This is a genomic window from Clostridium sp. BL-8 (assembly GCF_002006495.1).
Classification (GTDB): domain Bacteria; phylum Bacillota; class Clostridia; order Clostridiales; family Clostridiaceae; genus Clostridium.
Map to the genome: position 1 here is coordinate 1 of NZ_LZZL01000023.1, position 26,303 is coordinate 26,303.

Genomic DNA, 26,303 nt, shown 5'->3' on the forward strand with positions numbered 1-26,303 from the left:
ACTAGATAAGACTCCATTACATGAACTTCCAGAGGCAACTTATAAAAAGATTGAAGTAATCAATTTTACAGAACATTATGAGTTACTTGCACGCAATTTAAATGCTTTAATAGGTAAATATAGATAAATAACTTTATGTGTTAACTTACTGAAATCACATAGGGTTTTATTCTACAGATAAGAATGCATTTAATTTTTATAAATTTTTAGGTATAGCTATCTTTAGAAATTCTTCCATTGCTCTTGTGAGATATTTACCTTTTTTAGTATAAAAGTATACATTGCGAGAAGTATTATCTTCCTCCAGCTTATAATAGACAACATCAGAATCTGATTTAGTATGTTTTATAAGAGTGTCACTTAAAAAGCTAATCCCCATTCCATAGCAGGTAAGGTTATAGGAAGTAACTAATTGATCTAATTTTAAGATTATATTAGGAGAAAAATTGTGATGCTGACATATTTTTTCAGCACGCTTGCGTGTATCATTTCCTGACCTCAAAAATAAAAAAGGCTCATCCTTAAATAATTCTAATGGAACACTAGGGGTAATTGGGTCAAGGTGTTTCCCTTGTATAATATCCTTAGAGGTTAATTGATATTCCTTAGCTGATTTGTTAACTTCAAATTTTTGAGGAACAGCTAATATTAAGTGTTCGTTGCAATACTTATGTTTAGAATATATGCTTTCATTAAATTCATAATTATCAATGACTAAATCTAAAGTACCAGAGAATAACTGCTGTTCTAAAAGAGCAGTATTAGCTTCTACCATATGTATTGAAATCTGCGGAAAGCTTTCTCTAAAGTCAGTGATAATAGGAGGAAGAATATAAGATGCAAAAAGATTGCTCCCGCCTATAGCAATATTTCCTGTGCATAGCTCATCCATATTATTTAAGAAATTTTCAAAGCCATTTCGTATATCAATTATTTTTTCTATACACTTAACATATTCTTGTCCATAAGGAGTTAGTTGAATTGGTGTTGTGCTGCGGTCAAATAGTGGGAAACCTATGCGCTCTTCAATCTTTTTAATAGTTGCACTAAGTGAGGGCTGAGAAATATATAAGTTTTGGGCAGCTTTTGAAAAGCTTTTTTCTTTGTATACCTCGTAAACATACTCCATACCTTTAAACATAAAAAACCTCCAAGTATAAATAAATGATTATAATATTTATACGATTATATGTATTTGATTATATTGTATTAGAGACCTATAATTAAGTCAACAGATAGCTTTTGGAATAATTTTGTAAGGAAATAACAGCCAAAAAGGCATTGGAGAGTACTAATGGAGGCGAGAATTATGATCAAAGAAATAAGGGTAAGTGATAAAGAGATTCATTTCCGTAAGGAGAATGATTCAATTGGAAGTAAGGAAATTCCTGAAGATGTGTATTATGGAGTACAATCATTGCGTGCAGCTGAAAACTTTAGGATTACAGGATTATCCATGCATCCAGAGATTATTAATAGCTTAGCCCAAGTCAAAAAAGCAGCAGCTATTACTAATTGTGAAGTAGGTATTTTAGATAAGAAAATTGCAGATGCAATTGTAAAAGCCTGCGATGAGATATTAAAGGGAGATTTACATGAATACTTCATTGTAGATCCAATCCAGGGGGGAGCAGGAACCTCACTTAATATGAATGCCAATGAAGTAATAGCTAATCGTGCAATTGAGATACTTGGCGGTAAAAAAGGAGATTACTCTATAGTACATCCAAATGATCATGTAAACTTTGGACAGTCTACTAATGATGTTATTCCAACTGCGGGAAAGATAACTGCCTTGAAGCTGCTAGAGAAGGCTCAAAAGGAATTATATAGGTTATATGATGCATTTTCACAAAAGGCAATAGAATTTGATCATATAATTAAGATGGGAAGAACTCAGATGCAGGATGCAGTTCCAATTCGTCTAGGGCAGGAGTTTAAAGCTTACTCAGTGGCAATAATGAGAGATGTCCATCGTATGGAAAAGGTAATGGATGAAATGCGTGTATTAAACATGGGTGGTACTGCAATAGGTACTGGTATCAACGCAGATATCAAATACTTAAAGCTTATTGTACCTAATTTAGCAGAGATTACAGGAATGAATCTTTTACAAGCTTTTGATTTAATTGATTCAACTCAAAATTTAGATCCATTTGTAGCAGTATCAGGAGCAGTTAAGGCATGTGCAGTGACTTTATCGAAGATTGCTAATGACTTAAGACTAATGTCATCTGGACCTAGAACAGGCTTTGGAGAACTTAATCTTCCAGCTAAACAAAATGGTTCTTCTATTATGCCGGGAAAGGTTAATCCAGTTATTCCAGAAGTAGTGAACCAAGTGGCCTTTAACATCATAGGTAATGATCTTACAATTACTATGGCAGTAGAAGGTGGACAGTTAGAACTTAATGCCTTTGAGCCGATTATATTTTATTGCTTATTCCAATCAATAGACACTTTAACTTATGCAGTGCAGACTTTTATAGATAATTGTGTTAAAGGAATTACAGCTAATGAAGAAAGATGTTACGATTTAGTGGAAAATAGTGTGGGAATTATCACAGCACTTTGTCCTCATGTTGGTTATGGAGTTGCTGCAAAACTGGCTAAAGAAGCCATAAAGACAGGGGCCTCAATTAGAAGCTTAATATTAGAGGCAGGGCTTCTAAAGGAAGATGAATTGAATGAGATTTTAGATCCATTTAATATGACAGAGCCAGGAATATCTGGGAAAAAATCAAAAGTATTAATATAATTCATGACTATTAGAAGCATTAAAGTGTTAATTTATCGAGCGTAGATTTATAATATTGATGAACTAACTTTTTTAGAGACTATATAGAATAAAGAGCACCATTCATGTGTACCAATTTAATTTTATTAACATAAAATGATTATGACTGGGACTATTCACAGAATATAATCATGCGGGGGAACATGTGATATGAAAGAGTTTATTAATGTAAACACCGAGTATTTTAGAGGTTATATGGCAGGATATACAGCAGCCACAGCAAATTTAGAAGATGATAGTAAAAGTGGCGATGGTTTTGGTAGTGATAGTGTTTTTGAAAAAGTATTGGAAGAAATTGCTGGTATTCTGAGAGATAAATATAACTTGAGTTTCTGTAAAGCTGCCAGTGTCATAAACGATATTAAGGCAGCGAAAAAGGGATATTCTGCTAGCTATAATTTTCAATATCTAACTTTTTATGAACATTGCATTGTGGAGTGTAATGGAAAGCAATTTACTGGTGATTGTTCAGAAGTTTCATTAGGTGGAATTACCGGCGTAGCTACACTTTACACAAATGATTTTAATAAGTTGTGTAGTGATACATTATCGTTTTTGATTGTGTCTAATCCATCATCGTATTTAGAGATGTGTTTCTTTGATAATGATATAAATTATTTAGGGGATTTACGATATGGATTACCTAGAACTGCTGGAGTTTCTGGCTGCTCTGGTAGTTGGAATTAAGAGATTAAAGTCAGAACATTATTTAAAAGCATAAAAGAGTACCATTCATAGGGGTAATTATGAATGGTACTCTTTTCTATATTTAAGGGGTAAATATTTATGAAAAAAAGATTTTATCAAATCTATGATTTTATTATAGCTAGCTATTGTGTCATTATGATGACAAAATTAACAATGCATTACTATTATTTTAGAAGAAACATGCATGAAATTTAAAGGGAAATAAAAATGATGATTTTTATACTATTTTTAAGTAATTGTAATACAGTATTTTTATAATGAGTAAATGAAAATATTAAATTGGTTATAAATACATATTTAATAAAATTATACAATGCAAGAAAATGTAATATATATCTATCCAAAAAACAATGTAAATGTTATAATTCTACAATAAAGACATGTTTCCTACAAGTTTTTAAAAAGATTAAGAGGTAAATAATTAATTCAGGGGGAAGGTAAATGAAACTAAGGAGTAAATTAACTATCAGCTTTATTATTTTTGCTATAATACCTTTAGCTATAGCTAGTATTATAGTGGGATTTATTGTGCAAAACTACAACAAAAATGATGCATATGAAAGGTTAGACCAGGAGATTTCATTAGCAGAGAGATCCATAAGCGGCAACATGGATATGTTGAAAAATGTTGCATTAGACAGCCAGAATGATGAACTCTTGCATAATTATTTAAAGGATAGTTCATCAGAGGAATTAAAGAGTAAATTAACAGAACGATATAAAAAATTGTCTGATCAATATAACGTGTTATCAAATGTAATCGTTTCTGATAGGGATAAACAAGCTCTAATAACATTACTGACTAAAAATACTGATACAAGCCAAACTACAGATAATAAGCCAAATGCGATTGATGTGGCAGAGAAAACAAAACAATTATCATATTCAGGTATTAAACAGAGTAAATTTAATGGAATGCCTGTATACAATATGTGTATGCCAATTTTAGATGAAGAAAAACAAATACTAGGTTATGTAATATATCAGATAGATTTACAAAAGTTATCGCAAGAGTATATTGCTGATACTAAAATTGGAAAATCTGGATATGTTTTTGCAATAGATAGTGAAGGTACAACAGTGCTGCATCCAAAGAGTGAAGAAATCTTTAAAAAGGGTATTTTAGATACTAGCATTGGTAAAGAGCTTTTAAGTAAAAAGACGGGAAATGGTGAGTATGAGTATAATGGTGTAAAAAAATTAATCTCATATAAAGAAAATACAGAATGGGGTTTAATATACGCAGCTAATATTCCTGCCTCCGAATTAACAGTAGTCACAAGCACGGTAATAAATTCAATGCTCATTATAGGCGTGATTGCTTTAATTGTTTCAGCAAGTATGGCTGCATTAATATCAAAAAGCTTATCAAATCCTATTAAGGATATTGTGAAGGCTATGAAAGTTATAGCACAAGGAGATTTGACAAATAAAGTTGTTATTAAGAGCAAAGATGAAATAGGGATGATGGGAAGCAGTATAAATGATACAATGGGCCAATTAAGAGATTCGATATCTGGGGTAAAAGATAATAGTTCAACTGTAGGAAATTTATCAAGTGCTCTTGCAAGTAATTCAAAAGAAATGGCAACTTCAGCTAACGAAGTAGCGTCAGCAATTGAAGAAATAGCAAGTGGAGCTGTAAATCAAACACGTGAATTATTAAACATAACTAATCAGCTAGAGTTGCTTAATGCTGAATTAGATGATATCGATGCCAAAATTTCTAATGTAAATACAAGCAGCAAAGATGCAGAAGATAAAGCGGCATCAGGAAAAGACTATATCGAATCTCTAACAATATCTATAGATGAGGTGAAGCAGTCTTTCTCACTGGTAAATAATAAGATTAATGAATTGGGCAATTCTGTAAGCAAGATAGGTAAGATAACTGATTCTATCAGCGAAATCTCTGAGCAGACCAATCTTTTAGCTCTAAATGCTGCAATTGAAGCTGCAAGAGCTGGTGAGCAAGGGAAAGGCTTTGCTGTAGTTGCTGAGGAAGTAAGGAAATTGGCAGAAGAATCCAGCAAGGCTTCAGGTGAGATAATGAACCTTATAACATTAGTAAGCAGCAGTACAAAAGAGGTAATTGATACTTCAAGGCAAATGGATGATCTAATTGGAGGACAGGCAGTTGTTGTAGGAAAGACCATTCAGTCATTTGACAGTATATTAGATTCAGTGCAGAAGATAGCTCCAATGGTAGATGAAACCTATAATGCAGTGGAAAATGCAATAAAAGCCAAAGATGTGGTTGTTAATAAAATTGAAGGAATAGCATCAGTTGCAGAAGAAGTATCTGCATCAACTGAAGAAATATCAGCTTCAGCAGAAGAAATGTTTGCAACGACAGAAGAAGTTTCAGGTATAGCTTCAAGATTAGATGATTCAGTAAATGATTTAATAAGCAAGGTTGAAAGCTTTAAAGTAGAATAATTAAAAGATGATGAAATAAAGAGTGTCATTTATGATGGTAAATGAATGGCGCTCTTTATATAAAAAAATAAGTTAACAGAAAATTTTGAATTTGGTCAAAAATAAGGTATAATTTAGGTATAAATAATTTAAATTATATGGGAGATGAGGAGGAATTTATAATGAAAGAACAAAATTTTTATGTTTGTAAGCGCTGTGGGAATATGGTTGAATCTTTAAAGGAATCTGGTGCAAAGATTATATGTTGTGGTGAACCAATGGTTAAATTAGAACCAGGTACAGTAGAGGCAAGTGTGGAAAAACACGTTCCAGCTGTAACATATGAAAATGATATTGTTAAGGTTGAAGTTGGCTCCGTATTACATCCTATGATAGATACACATTATATCGAATGGATTTTATTAAGAACAGAAAATGGTGAACAAAGAAAAGTATTAAAACCTGGAGATGAGCCAAAAGCAGAATTCTGCTTATGTGGAGACAAGCCTGTTGCAGTTTACGCATACTGTAATTTACATGGATTATGGAAAGCTGAGATTTAGGAAATTTAATTAATAGGAAAGAAAAGTAAGTAAAAAATATACTTACTTTTCTTTCTGTATATCGAAAGGAAGTCGCTAATTATGAATATGAATGCATTTTTCAGTATGTCATATGGAGTTTATGTAATCTCTACGTGGAATGATGGAAGAGCAACTGGCTGCATAGCTAATAGTGTAATGCAGGTTATGGCTGAACCAGCTACAATTGCAATAAGTATAAGTCATGATAATTACACAAATCAGTGCATTGAAAAGAGTGGAAGATTTGCAATTTCTATTTTAGGAGAAAATTCAGATCCATCAATAATTGGAGTTTTTGGATTTAAATCCGGAAAAGATGTTAATAAATTTGATTCTGTAGAATATGATATTAAAGGAAATATGCCGATTGTAGCTGAGAGTTGCTCTTATATTACCTGTGAGGTAATCAATAAAATGGAGACAGATACACACACTGTTTTTCTAGGAAAAGCAATAGAGGCAGATGTTCTATCAAATGATACAGCAATGACATATGATTATTATCATAAAGTTATAAAAGGAAAGAGTCCTAAAAATGCTCCAACTTACATTAAAGAGGAGAATCCAGTGGAAAATAAGGCTGAAAAATATGTGTGCAGTATATGTGGTTATGAATATTCAGGAGACATACCGTTTGAAGAATTACCGGATGATTATATATGCCCAATATGCGGACAGCCTAAGTCAGTATTTAAAAAGCAATAGTATATTAAAAAGAATTAACTAAATATAGAGTGCCACTCATATTAGTATAAATGGTACTCTTTTTATTATACGAGAAAAATCTATTACTCATTTCATTAAGGGCTGATGTATTTAATGTAAGGAATACTGAAGGTAATTCCTGTTTCATCAAACTTATAATCTGTATTCTCGAGAGGCGGATGGCCATAAGCTAAATTCATGCCAACAGCATAAAGCGCTTTAGCCCAATCAGACGGCTCTATTAAAACAGTTCCAGTCATAAAACCTTTTTTTATTAATTCTTTAGATTCTAGTGTTCCTCCAGTCCCCACAACAAGTGTGTATTTATTTTTATCCCCTGTGTTATATCCATATTTTTGCAAGGCTTTAACAGCACCTACAGCCATAGAATCATTATTAGAAAGTATGGCCTCAATTTTATTACCGTATTTAAAGATAAGAGATTCGGTAGCATTTTTAGCACATTCCTCATTCCAGTTACAAGTAATCAGGGCAAGTTTTTGTGTTTTTATCCCTGCATCTTCAATTGCGGAAATAGCATATTTAAGCCGATCATTTGCCATTAGATTATTAGTTTCTCCTTGAAATACAACATACTGGAGTACATTATCATTATTTTTATCTAAAATTTTCTTGTTTTTATTCCATTCATCTATAATAATTTGCCCTTGCAGAGTACCAGTTTGCTTTGGATCTGTTGTTATAAAAATAACCTTTTTATAAGATTTAATATTAGATAAATTCTCTGGTGGCGAAACATAAAATAAAATTATTGGAATATTACGCTGACTAGCTCTATCAACGACATTTTGTATTGTACTTTCCGTTGGATCTACTAAATTTACGAATATGAGATCATAACGGTTTTTCATTGCTTTATCTAAATTTGCATTTTGTACGGCTTTATTATCCTCTCCATCGAAAAACGAAAATACAATCTTATCTGGGTTTTTATTTTGAATATCTTCCAGAGCTTGCTTAATAAGAGCTATGTATGGATTGCTGTAATCATAAAGTAGTACAGCAGCATTAACAATGGATCTTGAATTAACATTTGGATTGGCATAGATATTATTATTTTGAGAGCTGTAAATTATTGTAAAAGAAAAAATAAATGCTAATATTTTTGCAAGCCGCTTCATTGTATGCCTCCAATTACATTAAATGTTTTATAATAGCGTTAGCTTTTTAAGTTGAATTTATTCTATATGTTGATTTTAATAAATAATAACTATTTTCATGGCTATTGAATTATTAAAGAAGCAGGATTATAATGTTTTAAATAGAACGTATGTACTTATATTTTTAAAGAAATTAGGTGTAATAAATGGAATTTATGCAGGGATCTCTTTTTGAAAATATGAATAAATCACCTTTGGCAGACAGAGTTAGGCCAAGAACCTTAGACGAGTATATTGGTCAGGATCATATCCTGGGAAAAGGAAAGGTATTAAGGCAGCTCATAGAAGCTGATAATATCACTTCTATGATTCTTTGGGGACCCCCAGGTGTTGGGAAAACTACCCTTGCTATGATCATAGCTAATAGGACTAATGCAGATTTTATTACCTTTAGTGCTGTAACCTCAGGAATAAAAGAAATTAAAGAAATAATGTCAAAAGCGGAACAGGGCAGAATGCTGGGTACTCGTACTGTAATATTTGTTGATGAAATTCACAGGTTTAATAAAGCTCAGCAGGATGCTTTTTTACCTCATGTGGAAAAAGGGAATATAATTCTCATTGGAGCCACTACAGAAAACCCATCTTTTGAAGTTAACTCAGCTTTACTTTCTAGAAGCAGAGTGTTTGTACTTAATTCTTTGCAAAAAGAAGATATTATAAAATTATTAAAAAATGTATTAAAAGATGAAAGAGGCTATGGGAATAGGAATATTGATATTTCAGAAGAGCTTCTTAGTCTAATAGCTCTATATTCTAATGGTGATGCGAGAACTGCACTTAATGTACTTGAAATGGCAGTAATGAGCGGTGAGTTAAAAGGCAGATCAACAGTAATAAGTAAGGAAATTGTTGAAGGGTGTATTCAAAAGAAAGCCTTATTATATGATAAAAATGGAGAAGAACACTACAATCTTATTTCTGCTCTGCATAAATCTATGCGTAATAGTGACCCAGATGCAGCAGTATATTGGCTGGCGAGGATGCTGGAGGCTGGTGAAGAGCCTTTATATATAGCAAGGAGACTTATAAGGTTTGCCTCAGAGGATATTGGACTTTCTGATCCTAAGGCTCTTGAACTGACAATAGCAGTATATAATGCAGTTCATTATCTTGGCATGCCCGAGTGTAATGTGAATTTAACCCAGGCTGTGGTTTATTTGTCTGTAGCGCCTAAATCCAATGCTCTTTTTAAAGCTTATGAAAAAGCCAAAACAGATGCTCAAAGCACCATTGCAGAAGGAGTACCTCTTCATCTTAGAAATGCACCAACAAAGTTAATGGCAGAGCTTGGTTATGGTAAAGGCTATAGGCATGCTCATGACTTAGAGGATAAAGTAGTTAATATGCAGTGTCTGCCTGAAAATCTTAAAGATAGGCAGTATTATAATCCAACAGATCAAGGGCTTGAAAAGAATATAAAGGAGCGATTAGAGCTTATTAAGAAGTTGAAGAACAAGGGCGAAAGTATTTATTAGAATATATATGCTACAATAATAAAATTACATTTGATAGGTCTATAGGCTAAGTAAATATCAAGATATAAAATGAGTAAAACCAAGTATAGCATATATATACGGAGTCTTTATGAAAAAATAATATGTAAATATATAATAAATTTAAAATCTTTGCAGAATATAAATATAACTATTATAAAATTGACGCGGTGCTATAAATATGGTATATTTTGTTATATAGTATATTTGCTTTTTATATAGGCAAAGGGGAGTAGTTTATTAGATAATGTCAACATATTGGTGTTAAAAGCCTGGCATTATCCACAGAATTGTGAAGCAAGACCTTTGGCGTATTTTTATAGTACGCTTAAGGTCTTTTTTTATTCTATATTTTTAGGAGGATTTTAAATGATTATTGCACTTATTATTATGCTAGCTTCGGCAGTTTTAATTTATTTTAGCTGTGAATTCTTTGTAAATGCTATTGAATGGGTTGGAAAGGTATTTAATGTTTCACAAAATGCTGTAGGAACTGTTCTTGCAGCCCTTGGTACTGCATTGCCAGAAAGTGTTGTTACTTTAATTGCTGTAGTTTTTGGAGCGAATGCCAATCAAAAGGATGTTGGAGTTGGAGCAGCTCTTGGAGGACCTCTTGTTTTAAGTACACTTGCTTATGCCGTTGTAGGAATAAGCATTATCATCTTTAGAAAAAAGCGAGAACTTGGAAGTCATCTTGAAATTAACGGTAAGAAATTAGGACGTGATCAGCTTTGGTTTTTATTCATTTTTACCTTCAAGGTTGCTTTAGGATTTGTTGCATTTACAATTAAACCTTGGCTTGGGATTTTATTTTTTATAGCTTATGGAGTATACTTCTTTACAGAAATGAGTGAAGAAGGTGAAAAAGTAGAAGAGAAGCTAGAACCTTTAAGATTTGCTCCTAAAAAAGTAAGCCCTGCTAAGTCAATTATCTTATTTCAAACTTTATTTTCTTTGGCATTAATATTTGTTGGCTCACAAATATTTGTACATAATTTAAATACTTTTAGTGTTTATCTTGGTATTCCAGCCCACATTGTTGCGCTATTTTTAAGTCCGGTAGCTACAGAGCTTCCAGAGATACTCAATGCTGTCATATGGGTTAGGCAGGGAAAGGAAAAACTCGCTCTTGCAAATATCAGCGGATCCATGATGATTCAAGCTACAGTACCTAGTGCGTTAGGTATTATGTTCACCTCATGGATCTTTGATGAAAGCCTTGCATTTTCAGCAATAATAACCTTTATGGCTATTTTATTTTTATACATGACTCTAAGAAGAGAACATTTATCAGTTAAACGCTTATCTCTTGTTTCTCTGTTTTATGTAGCTTTTGTTATAGGAATGATATTTATAGTATAAATATTTATATAAATTTTACTTTTGTATTGCTAATTAAGTACATACTTATATGTATTAACTTATGATTTGTAATATATATGCTGCAATTAAAAATTTACAACTCTTAATGTAGCTTATATAGTAAATTATCATTAAAATTTATACAGTATATAAGCTAAATTTGTAACTTATGCTTCTAGCTCTTTTTTCATGTAGAGTTCACTTCTTAAGATAATTATGTTAATATTGTTGAAATAGAAACAAAAGTTTAATATAATGTTCTTAGTTTACAAACGAGTGGAGGATAGGTCATGAATAAAGAAGAACAGGTCATGAGTGGTTTCAGAGAATTATTTAACAAAATGTCTTGGCTTAATAAGTTTAAGATGGAAGACAGTTTTCAGGATTATAAGTCTTCTGAAGTACATTATATCGAATGCATTGGAAGAAATGTAGATCCCAATGTGACAAAACTTGCAGAATCACTTTATATGACTAGAGGGGCCATAAGCAAAATGACCAAGAAGCTCATAAAAAAGGGTACCATTGAAAGCTACCAGAAGCCAGATAATAAGAAAGAAATTTATTTTCGTCTTACTGAAGAAGGGCAAAGAGTTTATGAACTCCATGAAAAACTGCACAAAGAATTTCAGGAACGGGATAAAGCCGTATTTGAGCAGGTAACTGATGATGAATTTGACAGTATGCTTAAGTTTTTAGAAAACTATAGCAGGCATTTGGATAAAGAAATGAAGAAGGTGAATATAGATACTAAGTCAGATAAATTTGAATAATTGAACCACAGGCAGCCAAACTATATTAAGAATAGGCTGCATTTTTATTGCTATTATTTTGTTGACAAAGAAACAAAATGATGATATGATGATTTTGTTGACAGGGAAACAAAAATACCTGTTATGAAAGGATGATTTAAAATGAACACAGAAAATTCAAAACAAACTATAGATAAATCAGATGTACAAGGAGGAAAAGGAATGAATATTATAGGAATTAATACTAGTCCGCGAAAAGATGGCAATACTGCTTGGATAGTAAATAAGATACTTGAAGGTGCTAAAGAACAAGGTGCTGAGACTCAAGTCTTCAATGTCAGCGATCTTGATATCAAACCATGCCGTGGATGCTGGGCTTGCCATAATGGTGATAATGGGTGTGTTATCAAAGATGATATGCAGAAACTTAATGCTGCAATCGATCGTGCCAATGTCATTGTTTTCGGTTCACCTATTTACATGATGCAGATGAGTGCTCAAGCTAAGACATTAATCGATAGGCTGTTTGCACGATTTTCTCCACGATACTCTCCATATTTCAAAGAAGAAAGTGCCGCTGAAAAAAGATTAATCCTTACGTTTAATCAAGGTAATCCTGATTCAGAACTGTTCAAGTCATATATTGATTATACGAAGCATATGTTTGAGCTCTTGGAATTTGATGTTAAAGATGTACCTGTTGTTACCGGCTTGAGAAATGGACCAGCTAACGAAAGAGAAGATCTAAAGGCTATGTTAAAGGATGTAGGTTCATCGATTGTTTTGAAATGATTACTGTAATAATAAGGATATTAGGTGTTTTTGCCCATTCCTCCATCTTGGAGGGCTGGTCAAAAATACCCAATTTGTCAGGAGATAAGGATGTTTTTTAAGGAAGCAAAATAATAACTTTTGAGAGGAGGATTTAAATGTTTAAATTTAGATCACATAATATACATAACACAGAACAAACCATAGATAAGAATGCTCTAATATTTGGTCTTATATCTGTATTTCTTTGCGGATTAGGCTTCACTATAATAGCACCTGTTGTACCATTCTTAGTACAGCCTTATGTAAGCAATAATGGAGAGCAAGCCATAATTGTTACGCTGCTCACCTCTGTTTATGCAGTCTGCGTGTTTTTGGCGGCTCCAGGACTTGGCGCTTTAAGCGATAAATATGGCCGCCGTCCAGTACTCTTAGTATGCCTTTTAGGTTCCTCAATCGGATACTTAGTTTTTGGAATAGGAGGTGCTTTATGGATTCTATTTGTTGGACGTATAATAGATGGCATAACAGGCGGAACCATAAGCACTATCTTCGCATATTTTGCAGATATTATTCCTCCTAACCAAAGAACCAAGTATTTTGGCTGGGTGAGTGCGATTGTAGGTGTGGGTACTGTCATTGGACCTACTCTAGGAGGATTGCTTGCTAAGTTTGGTTATTCTGTACCTATGTATTTTGGAGCAATAATAACTTTACTAAATGTTGTTTATGGATTATTTTTTATGCCTGAAAGCCTTGATAAGAATAATAGGCTAAAGGAGATTACCTTTATAAGATTGAATCCATTTATACAGCTCGCAAGCATACTTTCCATGAAAAACTTGAAAAGATTGCTTGTATCAGGATTCCTGCTTTGGATACCAAACGGATCTTTACAGGCGGTTCTTTCACAATTTACAATAGATACTTTCAGTTTTCAGCCTGCACTAATAGGACTTATGTTTTCAATTATAGGCTTCCAAGATATTATTTCACAAAGTCTCATAATGCCAAAGCTCTTGATGAAACTTAGTGATAAACAGATAGCAGTTCTTGGAATGACTTCGGAGATTATAGGTTATGGTTTTATTGCAGCATCCGCTATGCTTTCTTTCTATCCTCTTTTTATTGCTGGAATGTTCATATTTGGTTTTGGTGATTCCATCTTTGGACCTTCGTTCAATGGAATTCTCTCCAAGTCTGTGGATTCTAGTGAACAAGGAAGGATTCAAGGAGGCAGCCAGTCTATTCAGGCTTTAGCAAGAATGATTGGGCCTATCATTGGAGGTCAAATTTATGTGTCACTTGGACATGCTACACCTGCTTTTATGGGGATTATCCTTATAGCAGCAGCAATATCAGTTTTGTATAAAGGTATGTATACAAATATATAAACAGCTATAAGTTACAAGTGACATGTTAAGGATGAAGCTCAAAGAGAAAATTATAGAAACCAGATATAAAAGAAAGTTAAATTACATGCACAATTTAACTAAGTTCGATAATTCAAATATTAAATAAAGAAAAACACACATAGGGGATATGTGTGTTTTTCTTCGGTTCTATATTTATTTATGGGTCTATATTTATGAAAAAAAGATTTACAAAATCTATACTCTTATTATAGTAATACATTGTGTCAAAATTGTGACAAATTTTTATCTTTATTAAAATTTATATACGGAATAATTATCTATTTGACTTGAACTGTTGGGTGCACTAAGTTCAAAGTTGGATATCTATATAATTAAATTTAATAAATTACTCCATAGTTAAAACAGCTCTGAAGTGAACTTTTGCATTTATCATTTTTTCATATGCCAAGTCTATTTGCTCTAATGGGAAAGTTTCAATCATTGGGTGTACATTTGTAAGCAGGCTGAAGTCTATAGTGTTTTTTCTAGCATTGGGGTCATTAGCTACCCAGCCTTGTATGCTTTGTCTGCCAACTAGTAATTGAGTAGCAGGAATTTGAATTGGTTCGTTTATTCCGGCAACAATAACTATTTTTCCGTCAAAACTAAGACCGCTCATTAATTCTGATACAGCTTTGCTACTAGGTGCAGTTACAAGAATGACCTTTGCTCCACCGAGTTTTTTTAATTCAGTACCTGCATCTGCGTTTTCTGTAGCTATAAATACTTGAGCACCTAACTTTTCAGCAAGTTCTCTTTTATCTGCGCCTCTTGAAATAGCAACAGTCTTAAAGCCCATCTTCTTAGAGTATTGAATAGCTAAATGTCCAAGGCCTCCGATACCTTGAATTGCAACTACATCACCAGGTTTTGCACCAGAATTTTTTAAGGCATCAAAGGTAGTAACTCCTGCGCAAAGAAGTGGTGCACCTTCGATTTCGTTTAATTCTTCTGGTATCATTACTAATTCTTGAGCTGTGGTTACCATGTATTCAGCAAAACCGCCATCATAGCTTATACCTGCAGGCCAGCCTACACCAACACGTTCTCCTATTTGATGGCCATTAACTCCAGGGCCTATTTCATCTATAACTCCAATAATTTCATGTCCAGGAATACGAGGGTATTCAAGGCCAGGAAAATGTCCTCCATCTTTAACCATAGCATCTCCATGGCAGACTCCGCAGGCTAAAACTTTTACTCTTACCTGTCCTTCAGCTGGACTTGGAATTTCCTTTTCTACTAATTCAAAATCTTTACCTGGTGCACTAACTTGAACTGCTTTCATTAACTTCATTAATAACACATCCATTCTTATAAAATTTTTATATATGTTTATACCGCAAGCTTATGTTATGCATTAAATGAGCTATTACTTTAATTTCATAATTCATTTAACCATGAAAGCATTATTGCAGTATATTATATAACCTAGGAATTATTTTTTTTGTTTAGCAGCTCCATGAGTTTTTCAGTGAGGTTATCATGTTTTTTGCTAATAAGGATGTCATATTCCTCAGGACCATTGTTTTCAAGGTCTTCATAATACTTAAGTTTTAAATTAACCACTTTCAGGTTCTCCTGTATTTCTTTCTTTTGCTCCTCAAGAATCTTTTTTTGTAATAGAAGCATTTCTTTTCTTGAAGGAAGTGTTGAGTAGCCTTCAACACACATGGTTATATAATCTTTTATATAAGCAATTGACATACCTGTTGATCTCATGCAGCGTATTAAGATTAATTGTTCTAAATTTAAATCACTATATTCGCGATTACCGTTTTTATCACGTGCAATTGGAAAGAGTAATCCTTCTTTTTCATAATAGCGGAGAGTATGCTTGGAAATACTTAATTTTTCTGTGACATCTTTTGTTGAATAACTCATTATTTTCACCTGCCTATTTTAATATAAACTATAGAGTACACTCTATAGGAAGCTCTTTTTTTATTATGATTTTTATTACGATTATACATTTATGATGTTAATTATGTATAAACAACTTCTAAACTTTATATAACAAATATATAAGCTGTTGCAAAGTAAGAATCGTTTATAACTTCTTAAGGGATATTAAGATTTTCCTAAATAGTTTTTTAGGAAATAGTATTGTAAACCTAGTTGGTAATGCAATAATCATTGCAGTGTTTATTGTAATGATGAGTACATATTCAGCGCATTTATGGAATAGGAGAAGAGAGTTTAGCAAAAAAAGATAAGACTTAAAAAGATACTTTAAATATATTGGAAATTATATATAATAATAGATAAAGACAAGCTTTTTTAAAAAATAAATGATTTTATTATTGCATATAAGAAGGTGAAGATATGGATAATAAAGAAATTGATGATCTGTTTTTTAAACTATATGGACAAGAGAACTTAGCTGAGGAATATAAAGAGGCAGCTAGAAAATCAAATGCATATGCTGGGATTAGAATATATATAAAGCTGGAGGAACTTATGAGCAAGGTTCTTGATAAACTTGAAAAACTAATTATAAAATTATATAGGAAATAAAGTAAGAAGTTAGTTTATATGCGGATAAATTTTTAATTTAAAAATAGTACAAGCTGAAGTTATAAATTTAATAATTAATGAGGAATCCTATAAAGGTATCTACTAAATAGTAGGTGCCATTTTTTTAAGATAAGATAAATTTAAGAATTCTTAAGACTTTTCTAAAGGGAATTTTAATACTTAGTATTTATACTAAATTAAGACAATCTGAAAGAAAAAATAAAGAAGTGGTCTTTATGAGAAAAATTAAGGAGGAATTAATTTTGAAGTTAATAAAATTTCTAATAGAATATATTAAATCACCTAGAACTATATATGCCGCCGGCTTATGTATTAAAATGTTTGAATTACTAACTAAAACCGAACTGATAACGAAAGTTTCTTATGATCTAAGAATTTCATTTACTGATAAGATTACTTATTACTAAATAAAAAAATAGAAGGCAGTCTTTTTGATCTGCATCCTGTCTGCTTGACAGGGTGTGGTTCATTTTTATAGACAGCCTTCTATTTTTTAGTTATATAAGGTACATTTGAAGTTATTATCTCCTTGTGTCTAAGCTACATCATATTTAGTAACTTGTCTTTGAGTTATTTGAGCACCGGATTTTTTAACGAAATCACCAGAATTAGTTTTGAAAATATTCTTGGCAATTAAAGTGTCCATAAGTGCATTTATCTCATCCTTGGCAAGATTATCTCTAACGCCAGAGATGCTTAAAGTACTTTTTTCACCATCTGCAGTTAAAAAAGTCATAGCTAAAGCTTGTTCCATTAAATTCACCTCCAATCTTTATTAATTTACAGTATTAGCACACTAAGCAGTGATAAGACTAGAAGACTCATTGATAAAACAATCTCTAGTCTTAGAATCCAAAACACCTTTTATTGCTTCAGCAACATCGTAGATGTCTTTAGGAGCTGCATCTGTCTTCACATTGGAAAAAGTCTTTTTAGCATAGATTGGATCCCCAGCTTTATCTACGCTTTTTTGAACCTCAATGCTTAAAGATGTTGTTTGAATTGATTTTGTTACAGCCATGATTACTACCTCCTTTACTTTGTTTTCATAAAGGATATATGGATGCTTTTTAGATTTTACATAAAAAAATCTCATTTATTTTAAAATTTTTTATAGATAGGATTGGTTCTTAATTAGAAAAAGCAAAATATTTAAGGTTATGAATTTGTATAGGGAATAAAATTTTTTAAAATAACTAACCATAAATAAGAATTAGTTTCTAAAAGAACACAATTTCTATAAAAAGGAGAGCTGATAATGAGAAAACAAGTGAAGAGATTAATAATATTTATATTGCTTATGACCTTTTCAATAGGAAATCCAGCATATGCACAAGTTAAAACTGCACCTTTTGGACCAAAAGTAACAGATTTGAAGGCTAAAGAAGGTATCCTTAATGATTTTCAGCAGATTAAAACCATACGTTCTAATTTAACTGTAATTGACATAAGTCCAGATCTAACAACGGAACAATTACAAGCAACAAATACAAATATTCAGAATTATATTCAACAGATGCAAGGAGTTAGAGAAAATTTGCAAAGGAATACAAACACATATAGAGATTCTTTTGCAGATGTGTTTTTTTCAGAACAGATTATGCTCATTGCGGACAGCTACATTATAAGTCTTAGGAATCAACAACTTGTAATAAGGTCAATAGAAGCTAATGTACAAGAAGCAAAAAAGTTATTTTATTCAAGCTATATGATACCTGTATATTATTATCTTACTTTAGGAGATCAGATGACAGCATATATAGATGTTTATTTTGTTATATAGTTAGAAGATTCTGAGCGTATTTAATAATTAAGAACAAGTTATGCGAAGGAGTCGGAAGGATGAGATTAAAAGGAATAATAATTTTAGCTATGATAATAACTATATCAATATGTTGTAATACACAAATTACAAGTATTGCGTCAAATACTAACAGGAAAATAAAAATAGGAGTGTTATTAAATAATTATTATAATCCATATAATTTGAGTATTAAAAAAAGTTTAGAGGACGTTCAAAAGGAGAATGGAGACAATGTTCAATTTGTTTTTTTTAATGGAGAAGGCAATCCTGCAAAAGAGATTGAGATAATAAATAATATGATTAATGGTAATTATGATCTTTTGGTTCTAGGTATTCTTGAGGAAGAGCAGCCTAAACTGACGGAAGAAATTATTGATAATGCAAGGGAAAAAAACATTCCAATAATATTTTTTAACATAAATCCTGCTATATCAAAGTTTATTAAAAGTTATCCCAAGGCTGTTTCAATAAATACTGATTCAGTTCAGGCAGGTACCTTGCAAGGGGAGATGATTATTGATGCATGGAATACTTATAGGAAAAGCATAGATAAAAATGACAACAATATAATGGAATATGTTCTGCTCAAAGGTCAGCCGACAAGTTTTGTGACTGCTGAAAGAACACAACAGGTGACTGAAGTACTTAATAAGGCTGGAATTAAAACAAAAGAACTAACAGAAGTAAGTGCTAATTGGAATCCAGATATAGCTGAAAATGTAATAAAACAAGTGTTTTTTAAGTATGCCAATAACATTGAAGGTATAATTTCCAATAATGATTCTATGGCAATAGGAGCTATTAGAGCCTTACAAAAGCATGGATACAATTTAGAAGATAAATCAAAGACAATTCTTGTGTTTGGAATTGGAGGAGTGCCGGAAGCCCAAGAGTTAATAAAGAAAGGAGAAATGTATGGTTCTGTTGCACAAGATACTAAGAAGGTTGCAGATGTAATTTATGCTGTGGGAATGAATTTAATATTAGGCATGGAGCCTCTTGAGGGAACAAATTATAAATTTGATAAAACAGGTGTAATAATCTTAGTACCATATGAGGGATATATAACTCAAAATAAAGTCAGCAATATTAAAAGCGCAGAGCCTACTTAAGCTGAAATAATGAAACTATATTATCAATACTTACATGAATACGAACACAAAATATGCAGTGCAAACTCTTTAATATATCTTATATAATTAGGATACATATAAAAGTACATTATAGAAGAGACGTATTATTACATCTATTTGATTATGACTACTATTGCTAAGAGTATGCTATAATAAAAAATGTAGTAATGTTGTTGAGTGGGTGAAGTAATGAAAGTTATGGCAATTGCTCCTTATGAAGGATTAAAGGAGTTAATGATAGATGTTGGCAAAAATGAAGAATTTGAGTTGCAGGTTGAAGTTGGAGATCTGGAAAAGGGAGTTAAATTAGCAAAAGAAGCATTGATAAATAATACAGATGTTATCATAAGCCGTGGTGGTACAGCAGAAATGATTCAAAAGGTGGTTTCAATTCCGGTTATAGAGATTGAAATTTCAGGATATGATATGCTAAGAGTTTTAACACTTTTGAAGGATTATCCGGGAAAGATTGCTATTGTGGGATTCGCATCAATTTCAACAGGTGCTGCAACAGTTTGTGAGATATTGGATGTTAATATCTCTTCTTATACAATAAAGGATGAAGCAGAGGTAGAGCCTATGCTGATAAAACTTAAACAAGAAGGATATCAAGCTATAATTGGAGATTTTATTACAGCAAAAAAGGCAGAAAGCTTGGGACTAAATGGAATCTTGCTCACATCAGGTAAAGAGAGTGTTTCAAAGGCATTCAAAAATGCTCAGAAGGTTTACGAACATTCCATAAGAGTAAATAAGGAATTATCTATAACTAAGAAAATTATTGATAGTGAAAATAACGGGATAATTGTTTATGATAAAGGACTCAAATCAGTTATTTATTCGAATCCTTTCTTTGATGAAAAAATAAGCAAATTTAAAAATTTATTAAACTTGGAAAGTTTAGCTGGTAAGATATTTGAAAATGGTGGATATAAATCAGTTTTACATATAGAAAATGAATATTTGAGAATTACAGGAAGTTTAATTAAAGATGATTCTATACTTGCAGTATGCCGAATTGAAAAATGCGGACTTAATCATTATAAAGATATTCCGGGAATGATAATAATACCAACTGATGAAAATCAATCAGTTAATATAACTAACATGCTGGTGACTAAGAATGAAAAAATGAAAGATGCATTAACAAGGATAGAAAAGTACTTGGACATTGAGGAGCCAATTTGGATTATTGGAGAAAATGGAACAGGAAAAGAAAAATTGGTTAAATATATTCATTTTAACAGTAGCAAGAAAGATAAACCCTTATTAGTGGCTGATTGCAGTATAATTTCAGATGAGAACATTGAAGCCTTATTTAAAGCTGATTTAGAAGGTGAAAAGTCGATATTTGATGATGTAGGGACAGTCTTTTTAAAGAACATACATAAAGTAAAAATAGAGGTTCAAAAACAGTTAGTAAATTGCCTAGTGAAAAATAAATTTGGGTGTCGATTTATTGTTTCATCAGATGAGAATATTGTAAAACTCACAGAAGAAGGAACTTTTCAATATGAATTATATAAGATTCTCTCTAATTTAACTTTGCATCTTCCAGCATTGTCTGATAGAAAAGAAGATATAGAAAATCTAACTCGTATCTATATAAATGAGTTTAATATGCAATTTGGAAAGCAAGTTGTTGGAATTAGAGAAGAGGCAACAGAGATACTTAAGAATTTTAAATGGAAGGGTAATATGGATCAATTTAGGCAGGCAATTAGAGAGCTTGTGCTTATGGCAGATGAGCCGTATATAAAGGATGAAGATGTTGAAAAGGTGCTTTCTAATATGGAAATGTCATCGGAAAAATTAAATATTGATTTAACTGGTTCATTAGATGAAATTGAACAGAGGATTATTAAGCAGGTTTGGATAGAAGAAGGAATGAACAATACTCGTACTGCGGAACGTCTGAAAATAACGAGAACCACTTTATGGCGCAAATTAAAATAAGCGCCTTTTTTTATACCCTTTTTTAATTATGCTATATATATTCCAATTAAGCTTTGGTTAATAATATTAATAATTAAATAGCATAAATTAATTTGTTTTAGATTTTTTTGATTAGTAAGGAAGAATTCAAAGAATAAAACTGTTTAAATATTAAACAAAATAGACGAAAAATAAATTCAAACATATTTTTTATGAAAAAGTGTTTACAAATTAAACGAATAAATATATAATAAACTCATGAAAACAATTGCACGATGCGTTTCATAAAAGGAGGATTAAAATGGAATTTAAAGGTATATTCCCAGCTATGTTAACACCATTAGATAGTGACCAAAAGGTGAATGAAAAAGTATTACGTGAAATGACAAACTATTTTATTGAAGCAGGAGTTCATGGTCTTTTCACACTCGGAACAAATGGAGAGTTTCATTTATTCAGCGAAGAAGAAAAATTAAATATAGCTAAGATAATTATTGATGAAGCGAAGGGAAGAGTTCCAGTTATGATTGGAACAGGGGGAAATGGAACAGCAGAAGTTATTGAGTTATCTAAAAAGATGGAAGCACTTGGAGCAGATGCACTTTCTGTTATAACACCATATTTTGTAACTCCATCGCAAGAAGATCTAGCTGCTCATTATGAAAAAATAGCAGAAGCAGTATCAATACCAGTGCTTTTATATAACATACCAGGAAAAACTGGAATGACAATAGAACCAGAAACAGTTGCAAGATTAGCAAAGGTTAAAAATATCGTAGGTATAAAAGATAGCAGCGGAAAATTTGAAAATATAGAACAATATATTAATGTGACTAAGGATGAAGAATTTTCAGTACTTGCAGGTACAGATTCATTAATCTTAAAAACTTTAATGGCAGGTGGAGTAGGAGCAATTGCAGCAACCGCTAATATGTTACCAAAAACAGTTGTAGCAATTTATAACAACTGGCTAAATGGAAGTATAGAGGAAGCTCAAAAAGCTCAGGAAGCTTTACAACCACTTAGAGATACTTTCTCACTATCATCAATTCCAGCATCATTAAAGAAAGCAGTTGAACTTAGTGGAATTCCAGTAGGAGCTCCGAGACTTCCGATAGCTGAATTATCAGGTGAAGCTCTTGAGAAAGTTAAGGCAATGGTTCAATACTATAAAGACAAAGCAGAAATATAAAGAAAGGGAGGTCGTATAAAATGCTTGATAGGTATAATTTAAAAATGCCACATGCTGTATATAGTGGTGAAAATTCATTGGAAAACATAAAAACAATTCTTTTAGAAAATAGAGTAAATAAATTAGCTGTTTTTACAGACAAAGGAATTGAGAGTGCAGGGTTACTAGATTATCCTATGAATTTTATAAAGGAAACAGGAGTTGAAATAATTATACTTGATGAATTACCAGCTGAACCTACATATGGTGAAGTACAAAAGCTTGTAGATCAATTTAAAGAAAGTAAGGCTGATTTCATTATGGCAGTAGGTGGAGGAAGTGTTATAGACACTGCAAAACTTGCCAGCATACTTGTAACAGATGAGTATGGAGTTTACGAATTGCTTGATCAACCTAAATTAGCTAAAAAGTGTATAAAGACTTTAGTGATACCTACAACAGCGGGAACAGGAGCTGAAGCTACACCTAATGCAATTGTGGCAGTTCCAGAAAGAGAATTAAAGATAGGTATAGTAAATGAAGAAATGATTTCGGATTATGTTATCTTAGATGCAATAATGATTAAAAAATTACCTAGAAAAATCGCAGCTGCTACAGGTGTAGATGCATTAGCTCATGCCATTGAGTGCTTTACTGGTAATAAGGCAAATCCTTTTAGTGATATTTTTGCTCTTGAAGCCTTAGATATAATTCTTAACAATATCATTTCAGCCTGTGATGATGCTGAAGCAATGGAAGCTAAAAATAAAATGCAAATTGCAAGTTTCTACGCAGGAGTTGCAATAACAGCTTCAGGAACAACAGCTGTACATGCACTAAGTTACCCTCTTGGCGGTAAATATCATATTGCTCACGGTGTTTCTAATGCAATTCTTTTAGCACCTGTTATGAGATTTAATGAACCAGTATGTCGTGAAAAATTTGCTATAGCATATGATAGATGTGTTCATGGAGAAAAAGCTTGCACTTCAATAGAAGAAAAAAGTGAATTTATCATTAAACAGCTTGAACATATTGTAAAACATCTGGATATCCCAACAAGTTTATCTACTTTTGGAGTACCAGCATCTGACTTAGATGTGTTAGTTAAAGCAGGAATGGAAGTTACACGACTTTTAGACAATAACATGCGTAAGGTCACACCAGAAGATGCTCGTGCATTGTATAAGAGTATTCTTTGATTCATTATAGAAAGTTATTAGAGGAAAAGTATTATGAAATCAATAAGATTAGCAGTTATTGCAGACGATATAACAGGTGCAAGTGATTGTGGTGGTCAGCTTATACATTATGGTTTAGACGTTTCTGTTATTTTAAACAATAATTCAAGTATAGAAGGAGACGGAGAGGCTATTATTTATAACACAGATAGCCGATCTGTGTCTGGAAAAGAAGCATATGAAAAAGTTAAACATATTTGTGAAAGAATAAAAGATGAAAAATATGATATAGTCTATAAAAAAATTGATTCTACCATGAGGGGAAATATAGGTCAGGAGATTAATGCAGTATATGATGTTTTTAAGCCGGACTTTGTATTTATAGCTCCTGGATACCCTCAAAATGGACGCCAGATAATTGATGGTATACATTTTTTAAATAATATACAATTGCATGAAACAGAGGTGGCAAATGATCCTAAAACACCTGTAAGAGATTCAAATATAACAAGACTTATACAAAAACAGTCTAATAAGGATATTGGTCATATTTCTTGCGGTGATTTGCATGAGGGTTTTGAAAAGGTTGTCACTTTGTTAGAGGAATTTAAGAAAAATAATATTTCTTATGTCACAGTAGACTCGATTCAAGGTTCTGATTTAGAAATCTTATCAGAGCTTATCTGTAAAACTAGATATTCTGTTGTTTGGGTAGGATCTGCAGGGCTTATGAATTACTTACCAAAAGTTTATGGGTTAAAACAAAAAGGCATTGACTTATTAATTAAGCCAACAGAAAAGCCTGTCTTATTAGTAGTAGGAAGTGTAAGTGCAATAGGAAGAGTTCAGTTAGAACAGTTGTTAAAGGTAAAAGAAGTAATAGGGATTGAAATGAATTCCTCTGAGGTATTAATAGATAATGAAGTTAAGGAAAAAGAAATTAATAGGCTCAAAGAGGAAGCAGCAAAAGCTTTCAATGAAAAAAAGAATATTGTACTTTTCTCTTCAAATAATGTTAAAGAAATACAGGCTATAGGATCTGAAATCGGCAAAAGCACCATAGAACTAAGTAATATTATTGCTGATACCTTAGGCGAATTAGCGGTGGAGTTAATTAATAGTCTAGATATAAATCATCTTTTCCTTACAGGAGGAGATACTGCATATCAAGTTTTAGATAAGTTAGATGTAAAGGTGCTTCGTCTAATGGATGAAGTAGAACCTGGCATTCCAATTGGTTATACAAAAAGTAAAAAAGAAATTTATGCTGTTACCAAGGCTGGAAACTTTGGGAGTAAGCTGGCTATGGTAAATGCATTAAATAAACTTAAAGGAGGCACAATATGAAACCTATAATTGCTATTACAATGGGAGATGCAGCAGGAATTGGCCCAGAAATTATAGTAAAGGCATTAGAACACAACTCTGTATATGATATTTGCAGACCACTTGTAATTGGAGATCTAAAAATTTTAGAGAGGGCAGCTGCTGTCACTAAATCAAAGGTAAATTTTAATAAAGTAGAAAATACTAGTGAATGTAAGTTTGATGTTGGAACAATTGATTGTATTGATTTAGATTTGCTGCCAGCTGATCTTCCTTTTGGAGAACTTTCTGCTAAAGCCGGAGATGCAGCATTTAAGTTTATAAAAAAAGCTGTTGATTTAGCAAAAGAAGGACAAATTCAAGTTATTTGTACAGCGCCATTAAATAAGGCAGCACTTCATTTAGGTGGTCATATGTATCCAGGTCATACTGAGATTCTTGCAGATTTAACAGAAACTGAAGATTATTCTATGATGCTTACAACACCTAAATTAAAGGTAATTCACCTTACAACTCATAAAGGATTAATAGATGCAATTAATTCTATAAATCCAGATCGTACTTACAAGGTTATAAATCTTGCAAACGACACATTAAAGAGCGCAGGTAATAAGAATCCAAGAATAGCTGTAGCAGGTATTAATCCTCATTGCGGTGAAAATGGAATGTTTGGATATGGTGAAGAAGAAGAAAAATTAATTCCGGCAATAGAAAAAGCTGCTATTGAAGGTGTTAATGTAACTGGACCTTATCCAGCAGATACAGTGTTCTTCCGTGCAATCCGTGGAGAATTTGATATAGTTGTGGCCTGCTACCATGATCAGGGTCATGTGCCAGTTAAGGTATCTGGTTTTGAAGATGGAGTTAATATAACTGTAGGCTTAAAGGGTGGAATAATTCGTACATCAGTAGATCATGGGACAGCCTTTGATATAGCGGGGAAAAATATTGCTGATGAAACAAGTATGATTGCGGCTATACAATCTGGTGCAGAATTAGCACCTAAACAATAAGATTATTAAAATT

At 32.2% G+C, this 26,303-nt stretch carries 25 protein-coding genes; 19 read left to right on the forward strand and 6 right to left on the reverse strand.

Annotated features, from left to right (window positions below; all coding sequences use genetic code 11):
• Positions 1-196: 196 nt before the first annotated feature.
• Positions 197-1,141: a LysR family transcriptional regulator gene (locus tag CLOBL_RS09750; protein ID WP_077858848.1), complete on the reverse strand. Its 945-nt coding sequence runs from the start codon at positions 1,139-1,141 to the stop codon at positions 197-199.
• A gap of 168 nt (positions 1,142-1,309) precedes the next feature.
• On the opposite strand from CLOBL_RS09750, the gene CLOBL_RS09755 reads away from it, so the two are divergent.
• The 5 genes from CLOBL_RS09755 (at position 1,310) to CLOBL_RS09775 (ending at position 7,212) form a co-directional block, all read left to right on the forward strand.
• Positions 1,310-2,758, forward strand: a complete 1,449-nt coding sequence (locus tag CLOBL_RS09755) for an aspartate ammonia-lyase (protein ID WP_077858849.1) — start codon at positions 1,310-1,312, stop codon at positions 2,756-2,758.
• Between the two features lie 189 nt (positions 2,759-2,947).
• Positions 2,948-3,484, forward strand: a complete 537-nt coding sequence (locus CLOBL_RS09760) for a VapA/VapB family virulence-associated protein (protein WP_077858850.1) — start codon at positions 2,948-2,950, stop codon at positions 3,482-3,484.
• Positions 3,485-3,946: 462 nt separating this feature from the next.
• Complete coding sequence (locus tag CLOBL_RS09765; protein WP_077858851.1) at positions 3,947-5,944, forward strand: methyl-accepting chemotaxis protein; 1,998 nt, start codon at positions 3,947-3,949, stop codon at positions 5,942-5,944.
• A 161-nt stretch (positions 5,945-6,105) separates the two neighbouring features.
• Complete coding sequence (locus tag CLOBL_RS09770; protein WP_077858852.1) at positions 6,106-6,486, forward strand: desulfoferrodoxin family protein; 381 nt, start codon at positions 6,106-6,108, stop codon at positions 6,484-6,486.
• An 81-nt stretch (positions 6,487-6,567) separates the two neighbouring features.
• Complete coding sequence (locus tag CLOBL_RS09775) at positions 6,568-7,212, forward strand: flavin reductase (protein ID WP_077858853.1); 645 nt, start codon at positions 6,568-6,570, stop codon at positions 7,210-7,212.
• A 95-nt stretch (positions 7,213-7,307) separates the two neighbouring features.
• On the opposite strand, the gene CLOBL_RS09780 is transcribed toward CLOBL_RS09775, so the two are convergent.
• Positions 7,308-8,354 carry a galactose ABC transporter substrate-binding protein gene (locus CLOBL_RS09780; RefSeq protein ID WP_077858854.1) on the reverse strand — a complete coding sequence of 349 codons (1,047 nt, stop codon included), beginning with the start codon at positions 8,352-8,354 and terminating at the stop codon, positions 7,308-7,310.
• A 185-nt stretch (positions 8,355-8,539) separates the two neighbouring features.
• Here CLOBL_RS09780 and CLOBL_RS09785 point away from each other — a divergent pair, with 185 nt between their 5' ends.
• From CLOBL_RS09785 to CLOBL_RS09805, 5 genes are all read left to right on the forward strand, one after another.
• Positions 8,540-9,871, forward strand: a complete 1,332-nt coding sequence (locus CLOBL_RS09785; protein ID WP_077858855.1) for a replication-associated recombination protein A — start codon at positions 8,540-8,542, stop codon at positions 9,869-9,871.
• Positions 9,872-10,258: 387 nt separating this feature from the next.
• Entirely contained in the window at positions 10,259-11,251 is a 993-nt protein-coding gene (locus CLOBL_RS09790) for a sodium:calcium antiporter (RefSeq protein ID WP_077858856.1), read from the forward strand.
• Positions 11,252-11,541: 290 nt separating this feature from the next.
• On the forward strand, positions 11,542-12,024 hold the full coding sequence (locus CLOBL_RS09795) for a MarR family transcriptional regulator (protein WP_077858857.1): 483 nt from the start codon (positions 11,542-11,544) through the stop codon (positions 12,022-12,024).
• 201 nt (positions 12,025-12,225) lie between these two features.
• A complete protein-coding gene (locus CLOBL_RS09800; RefSeq protein ID WP_077858911.1) occupies positions 12,226-12,795 on the forward strand; it encodes a flavodoxin family protein in 570 nt (189 codons plus the stop codon).
• A gap of 137 nt (positions 12,796-12,932) precedes the next feature.
• Positions 12,933-14,168 carry an MFS transporter gene (locus CLOBL_RS09805; RefSeq protein WP_077858858.1) on the forward strand — a complete coding sequence of 412 codons (1,236 nt, stop codon included), beginning with the start codon at positions 12,933-12,935 and terminating at the stop codon, positions 14,166-14,168.
• Between the two features lie 367 nt (positions 14,169-14,535).
• Here CLOBL_RS09805 and CLOBL_RS09810 read toward each other — a convergent pair whose 3' ends face one another.
• A complete protein-coding gene (locus CLOBL_RS09810; protein ID WP_077858859.1) occupies positions 14,536-15,486 on the reverse strand; it encodes a zinc-binding dehydrogenase in 951 nt (316 codons plus the stop codon).
• 134 nt (positions 15,487-15,620) lie between these two features.
• The gene (locus tag CLOBL_RS09815; RefSeq protein WP_077858860.1) at positions 15,621-16,073 is read right to left on the reverse strand and encodes a MerR family transcriptional regulator; all 453 of its coding nucleotides are present in this window, start codon (positions 16,071-16,073) and stop codon (positions 15,621-15,623) included.
• Between the two features lie 441 nt (positions 16,074-16,514).
• On the opposite strand from CLOBL_RS09815, the gene CLOBL_RS09820 reads away from it, so the two are divergent.
• Together CLOBL_RS09820 and CLOBL_RS27935 are read left to right on the forward strand one after the other, a co-directional pair.
• A complete protein-coding gene (locus tag CLOBL_RS09820) occupies positions 16,515-16,706 on the forward strand; it encodes a hypothetical protein (RefSeq protein ID WP_077858861.1) in 192 nt (63 codons plus the stop codon).
• Positions 16,707-16,969: 263 nt separating this feature from the next.
• Positions 16,970-17,134: a hypothetical protein gene (locus CLOBL_RS27935; RefSeq protein WP_179117721.1), complete on the forward strand. Its 165-nt coding sequence runs from the start codon at positions 16,970-16,972 to the stop codon at positions 17,132-17,134.
• A gap of 128 nt (positions 17,135-17,262) precedes the next feature.
• Here CLOBL_RS27935 and CLOBL_RS09825 read toward each other — a convergent pair whose 3' ends face one another.
• Both CLOBL_RS09825 and CLOBL_RS09830 read right to left on the reverse strand, forming a co-directional pair.
• Positions 17,263-17,481 (reverse strand): DUF2922 domain-containing protein, encoded by a 219-nt coding sequence (locus tag CLOBL_RS09825; RefSeq protein ID WP_009167499.1) that lies wholly within the window; start codon positions 17,479-17,481, stop codon positions 17,263-17,265.
• A 42-nt stretch (positions 17,482-17,523) separates the two neighbouring features.
• Positions 17,524-17,748 (reverse strand): DUF1659 domain-containing protein, encoded by a 225-nt coding sequence (locus CLOBL_RS09830; protein ID WP_077858862.1) that lies wholly within the window; start codon positions 17,746-17,748, stop codon positions 17,524-17,526.
• Positions 17,749-17,985: 237 nt separating this feature from the next.
• On the opposite strand from CLOBL_RS09830, the gene CLOBL_RS09835 reads away from it, so the two are divergent.
• The 7 genes from CLOBL_RS09835 (at position 17,986) to pdxA (ending at position 26,290) form a co-directional block, all read left to right on the forward strand.
• Positions 17,986-18,510, forward strand: a complete 525-nt coding sequence (locus CLOBL_RS09835; protein ID WP_077858863.1) for a hypothetical protein — start codon at positions 17,986-17,988, stop codon at positions 18,508-18,510.
• Positions 18,511-18,569: 59 nt separating this feature from the next.
• Entirely contained in the window at positions 18,570-19,643 is a 1,074-nt protein-coding gene (locus tag CLOBL_RS09840) for a galactose ABC transporter substrate-binding protein (protein WP_077858864.1), read from the forward strand.
• Between the two features lie 210 nt (positions 19,644-19,853).
• Positions 19,854-21,620, forward strand: coding sequence for a sigma-54-dependent transcriptional regulator (locus tag CLOBL_RS09845; protein WP_077858865.1), 1,767 nt, complete (start codon positions 19,854-19,856; stop codon positions 21,618-21,620).
• 280 nt (positions 21,621-21,900) lie between these two features.
• Entirely contained in the window at positions 21,901-22,791 is an 891-nt protein-coding gene (gene dapA / locus CLOBL_RS09850; protein WP_077858866.1) for a 4-hydroxy-tetrahydrodipicolinate synthase, read from the forward strand.
• A 20-nt stretch (positions 22,792-22,811) separates the two neighbouring features.
• A complete protein-coding gene (locus CLOBL_RS09855) occupies positions 22,812-23,972 on the forward strand; it encodes an iron-containing alcohol dehydrogenase (RefSeq protein ID WP_077858867.1) in 1,161 nt (386 codons plus the stop codon).
• Between the two features lie 33 nt (positions 23,973-24,005).
• Complete coding sequence (locus CLOBL_RS09860; protein ID WP_077858868.1) at positions 24,006-25,298, forward strand: four-carbon acid sugar kinase family protein; 1,293 nt, start codon at positions 24,006-24,008, stop codon at positions 25,296-25,298.
• Positions 25,295-26,290 (forward strand): 4-hydroxythreonine-4-phosphate dehydrogenase PdxA, encoded by a 996-nt coding sequence (pdxA, locus tag CLOBL_RS09865; protein WP_077858869.1) that lies wholly within the window; start codon positions 25,295-25,297, stop codon positions 26,288-26,290. The genes CLOBL_RS09860 and pdxA overlap by 4 nt, the downstream gene beginning before the upstream one ends.
• Positions 26,291-26,303: the final 13 nt, after the last annotated feature.

What these genes read in the sequence shown, in the direction of transcription:
- CLOBL_RS09750 (WP_077858848.1), bottom strand. Translation starts at nt 1,141, where the DNA reads ATGTTTAAAGGTATGGAGTATGTTTACGAGGTATACAAAGAAAAAAGC.
- CLOBL_RS09755 (WP_077858849.1), top strand. Translation starts at nt 1,310, where the DNA reads ATGATCAAAGAAATAAGGGTAAGTGATAAAGAGATTCATTTCCGTAAG.
- CLOBL_RS09760 (WP_077858850.1), top strand. Translation starts at nt 2,948, where the DNA reads ATGAAAGAGTTTATTAATGTAAACACCGAGTATTTTAGAGGTTATATG.
- CLOBL_RS09765 (WP_077858851.1), top strand. Translation starts at nt 3,947, where the DNA reads ATGAAACTAAGGAGTAAATTAACTATCAGCTTTATTATTTTTGCTATA.
- CLOBL_RS09770 (WP_077858852.1), top strand. Translation starts at nt 6,106, where the DNA reads ATGAAAGAACAAAATTTTTATGTTTGTAAGCGCTGTGGGAATATGGTT.
- CLOBL_RS09775 (WP_077858853.1), top strand. Translation starts at nt 6,568, where the DNA reads ATGAATATGAATGCATTTTTCAGTATGTCATATGGAGTTTATGTAATC.
- CLOBL_RS09780 (WP_077858854.1), bottom strand. Translation starts at nt 8,354, where the DNA reads ATGAAGCGGCTTGCAAAAATATTAGCATTTATTTTTTCTTTTACAATA.
- CLOBL_RS09785 (WP_077858855.1), top strand. Translation starts at nt 8,540, where the DNA reads ATGGAATTTATGCAGGGATCTCTTTTTGAAAATATGAATAAATCACCT.
- CLOBL_RS09790 (WP_077858856.1), top strand. Translation starts at nt 10,259, where the DNA reads ATGATTATTGCACTTATTATTATGCTAGCTTCGGCAGTTTTAATTTAT.
- CLOBL_RS09795 (WP_077858857.1), top strand. Translation starts at nt 11,542, where the DNA reads ATGAATAAAGAAGAACAGGTCATGAGTGGTTTCAGAGAATTATTTAAC.
- CLOBL_RS09800 (WP_077858911.1), top strand. Translation starts at nt 12,226, where the DNA reads ATGAATATTATAGGAATTAATACTAGTCCGCGAAAAGATGGCAATACT.
- CLOBL_RS09805 (WP_077858858.1), top strand. Translation starts at nt 12,933, where the DNA reads ATGTTTAAATTTAGATCACATAATATACATAACACAGAACAAACCATA.
- CLOBL_RS09810 (WP_077858859.1), bottom strand. Translation starts at nt 15,486, where the DNA reads ATGAAGTTAATGAAAGCAGTTCAAGTTAGTGCACCAGGTAAAGATTTT.
- CLOBL_RS09815 (WP_077858860.1), bottom strand. Translation starts at nt 16,073, where the DNA reads ATGAGTTATTCAACAAAAGATGTCACAGAAAAATTAAGTATTTCCAAG.
- CLOBL_RS09820 (WP_077858861.1), top strand. Translation starts at nt 16,515, where the DNA reads ATGGATAATAAAGAAATTGATGATCTGTTTTTTAAACTATATGGACAA.
- CLOBL_RS09825 (WP_009167499.1), bottom strand. Translation starts at nt 17,481, where the DNA reads ATGGAACAAGCTTTAGCTATGACTTTTTTAACTGCAGATGGTGAAAAA.
- CLOBL_RS09830 (WP_077858862.1), bottom strand. Translation starts at nt 17,748, where the DNA reads ATGGCTGTAACAAAATCAATTCAAACAACATCTTTAAGCATTGAGGTT.
- CLOBL_RS09835 (WP_077858863.1), top strand. Translation starts at nt 17,986, where the DNA reads ATGAGAAAACAAGTGAAGAGATTAATAATATTTATATTGCTTATGACC.
- CLOBL_RS09840 (WP_077858864.1), top strand. Translation starts at nt 18,570, where the DNA reads ATGAGATTAAAAGGAATAATAATTTTAGCTATGATAATAACTATATCA.
- CLOBL_RS09845 (WP_077858865.1), top strand. Translation starts at nt 19,854, where the DNA reads ATGAAAGTTATGGCAATTGCTCCTTATGAAGGATTAAAGGAGTTAATG.
- dapA (WP_077858866.1), top strand. Translation starts at nt 21,901, where the DNA reads ATGGAATTTAAAGGTATATTCCCAGCTATGTTAACACCATTAGATAGT.
- CLOBL_RS09855 (WP_077858867.1), top strand. Translation starts at nt 22,812, where the DNA reads ATGCTTGATAGGTATAATTTAAAAATGCCACATGCTGTATATAGTGGT.
- CLOBL_RS09860 (WP_077858868.1), top strand. Translation starts at nt 24,006, where the DNA reads ATGAAATCAATAAGATTAGCAGTTATTGCAGACGATATAACAGGTGCA.
- pdxA (WP_077858869.1), top strand. Translation starts at nt 25,295, where the DNA reads ATGAAACCTATAATTGCTATTACAATGGGAGATGCAGCAGGAATTGGC.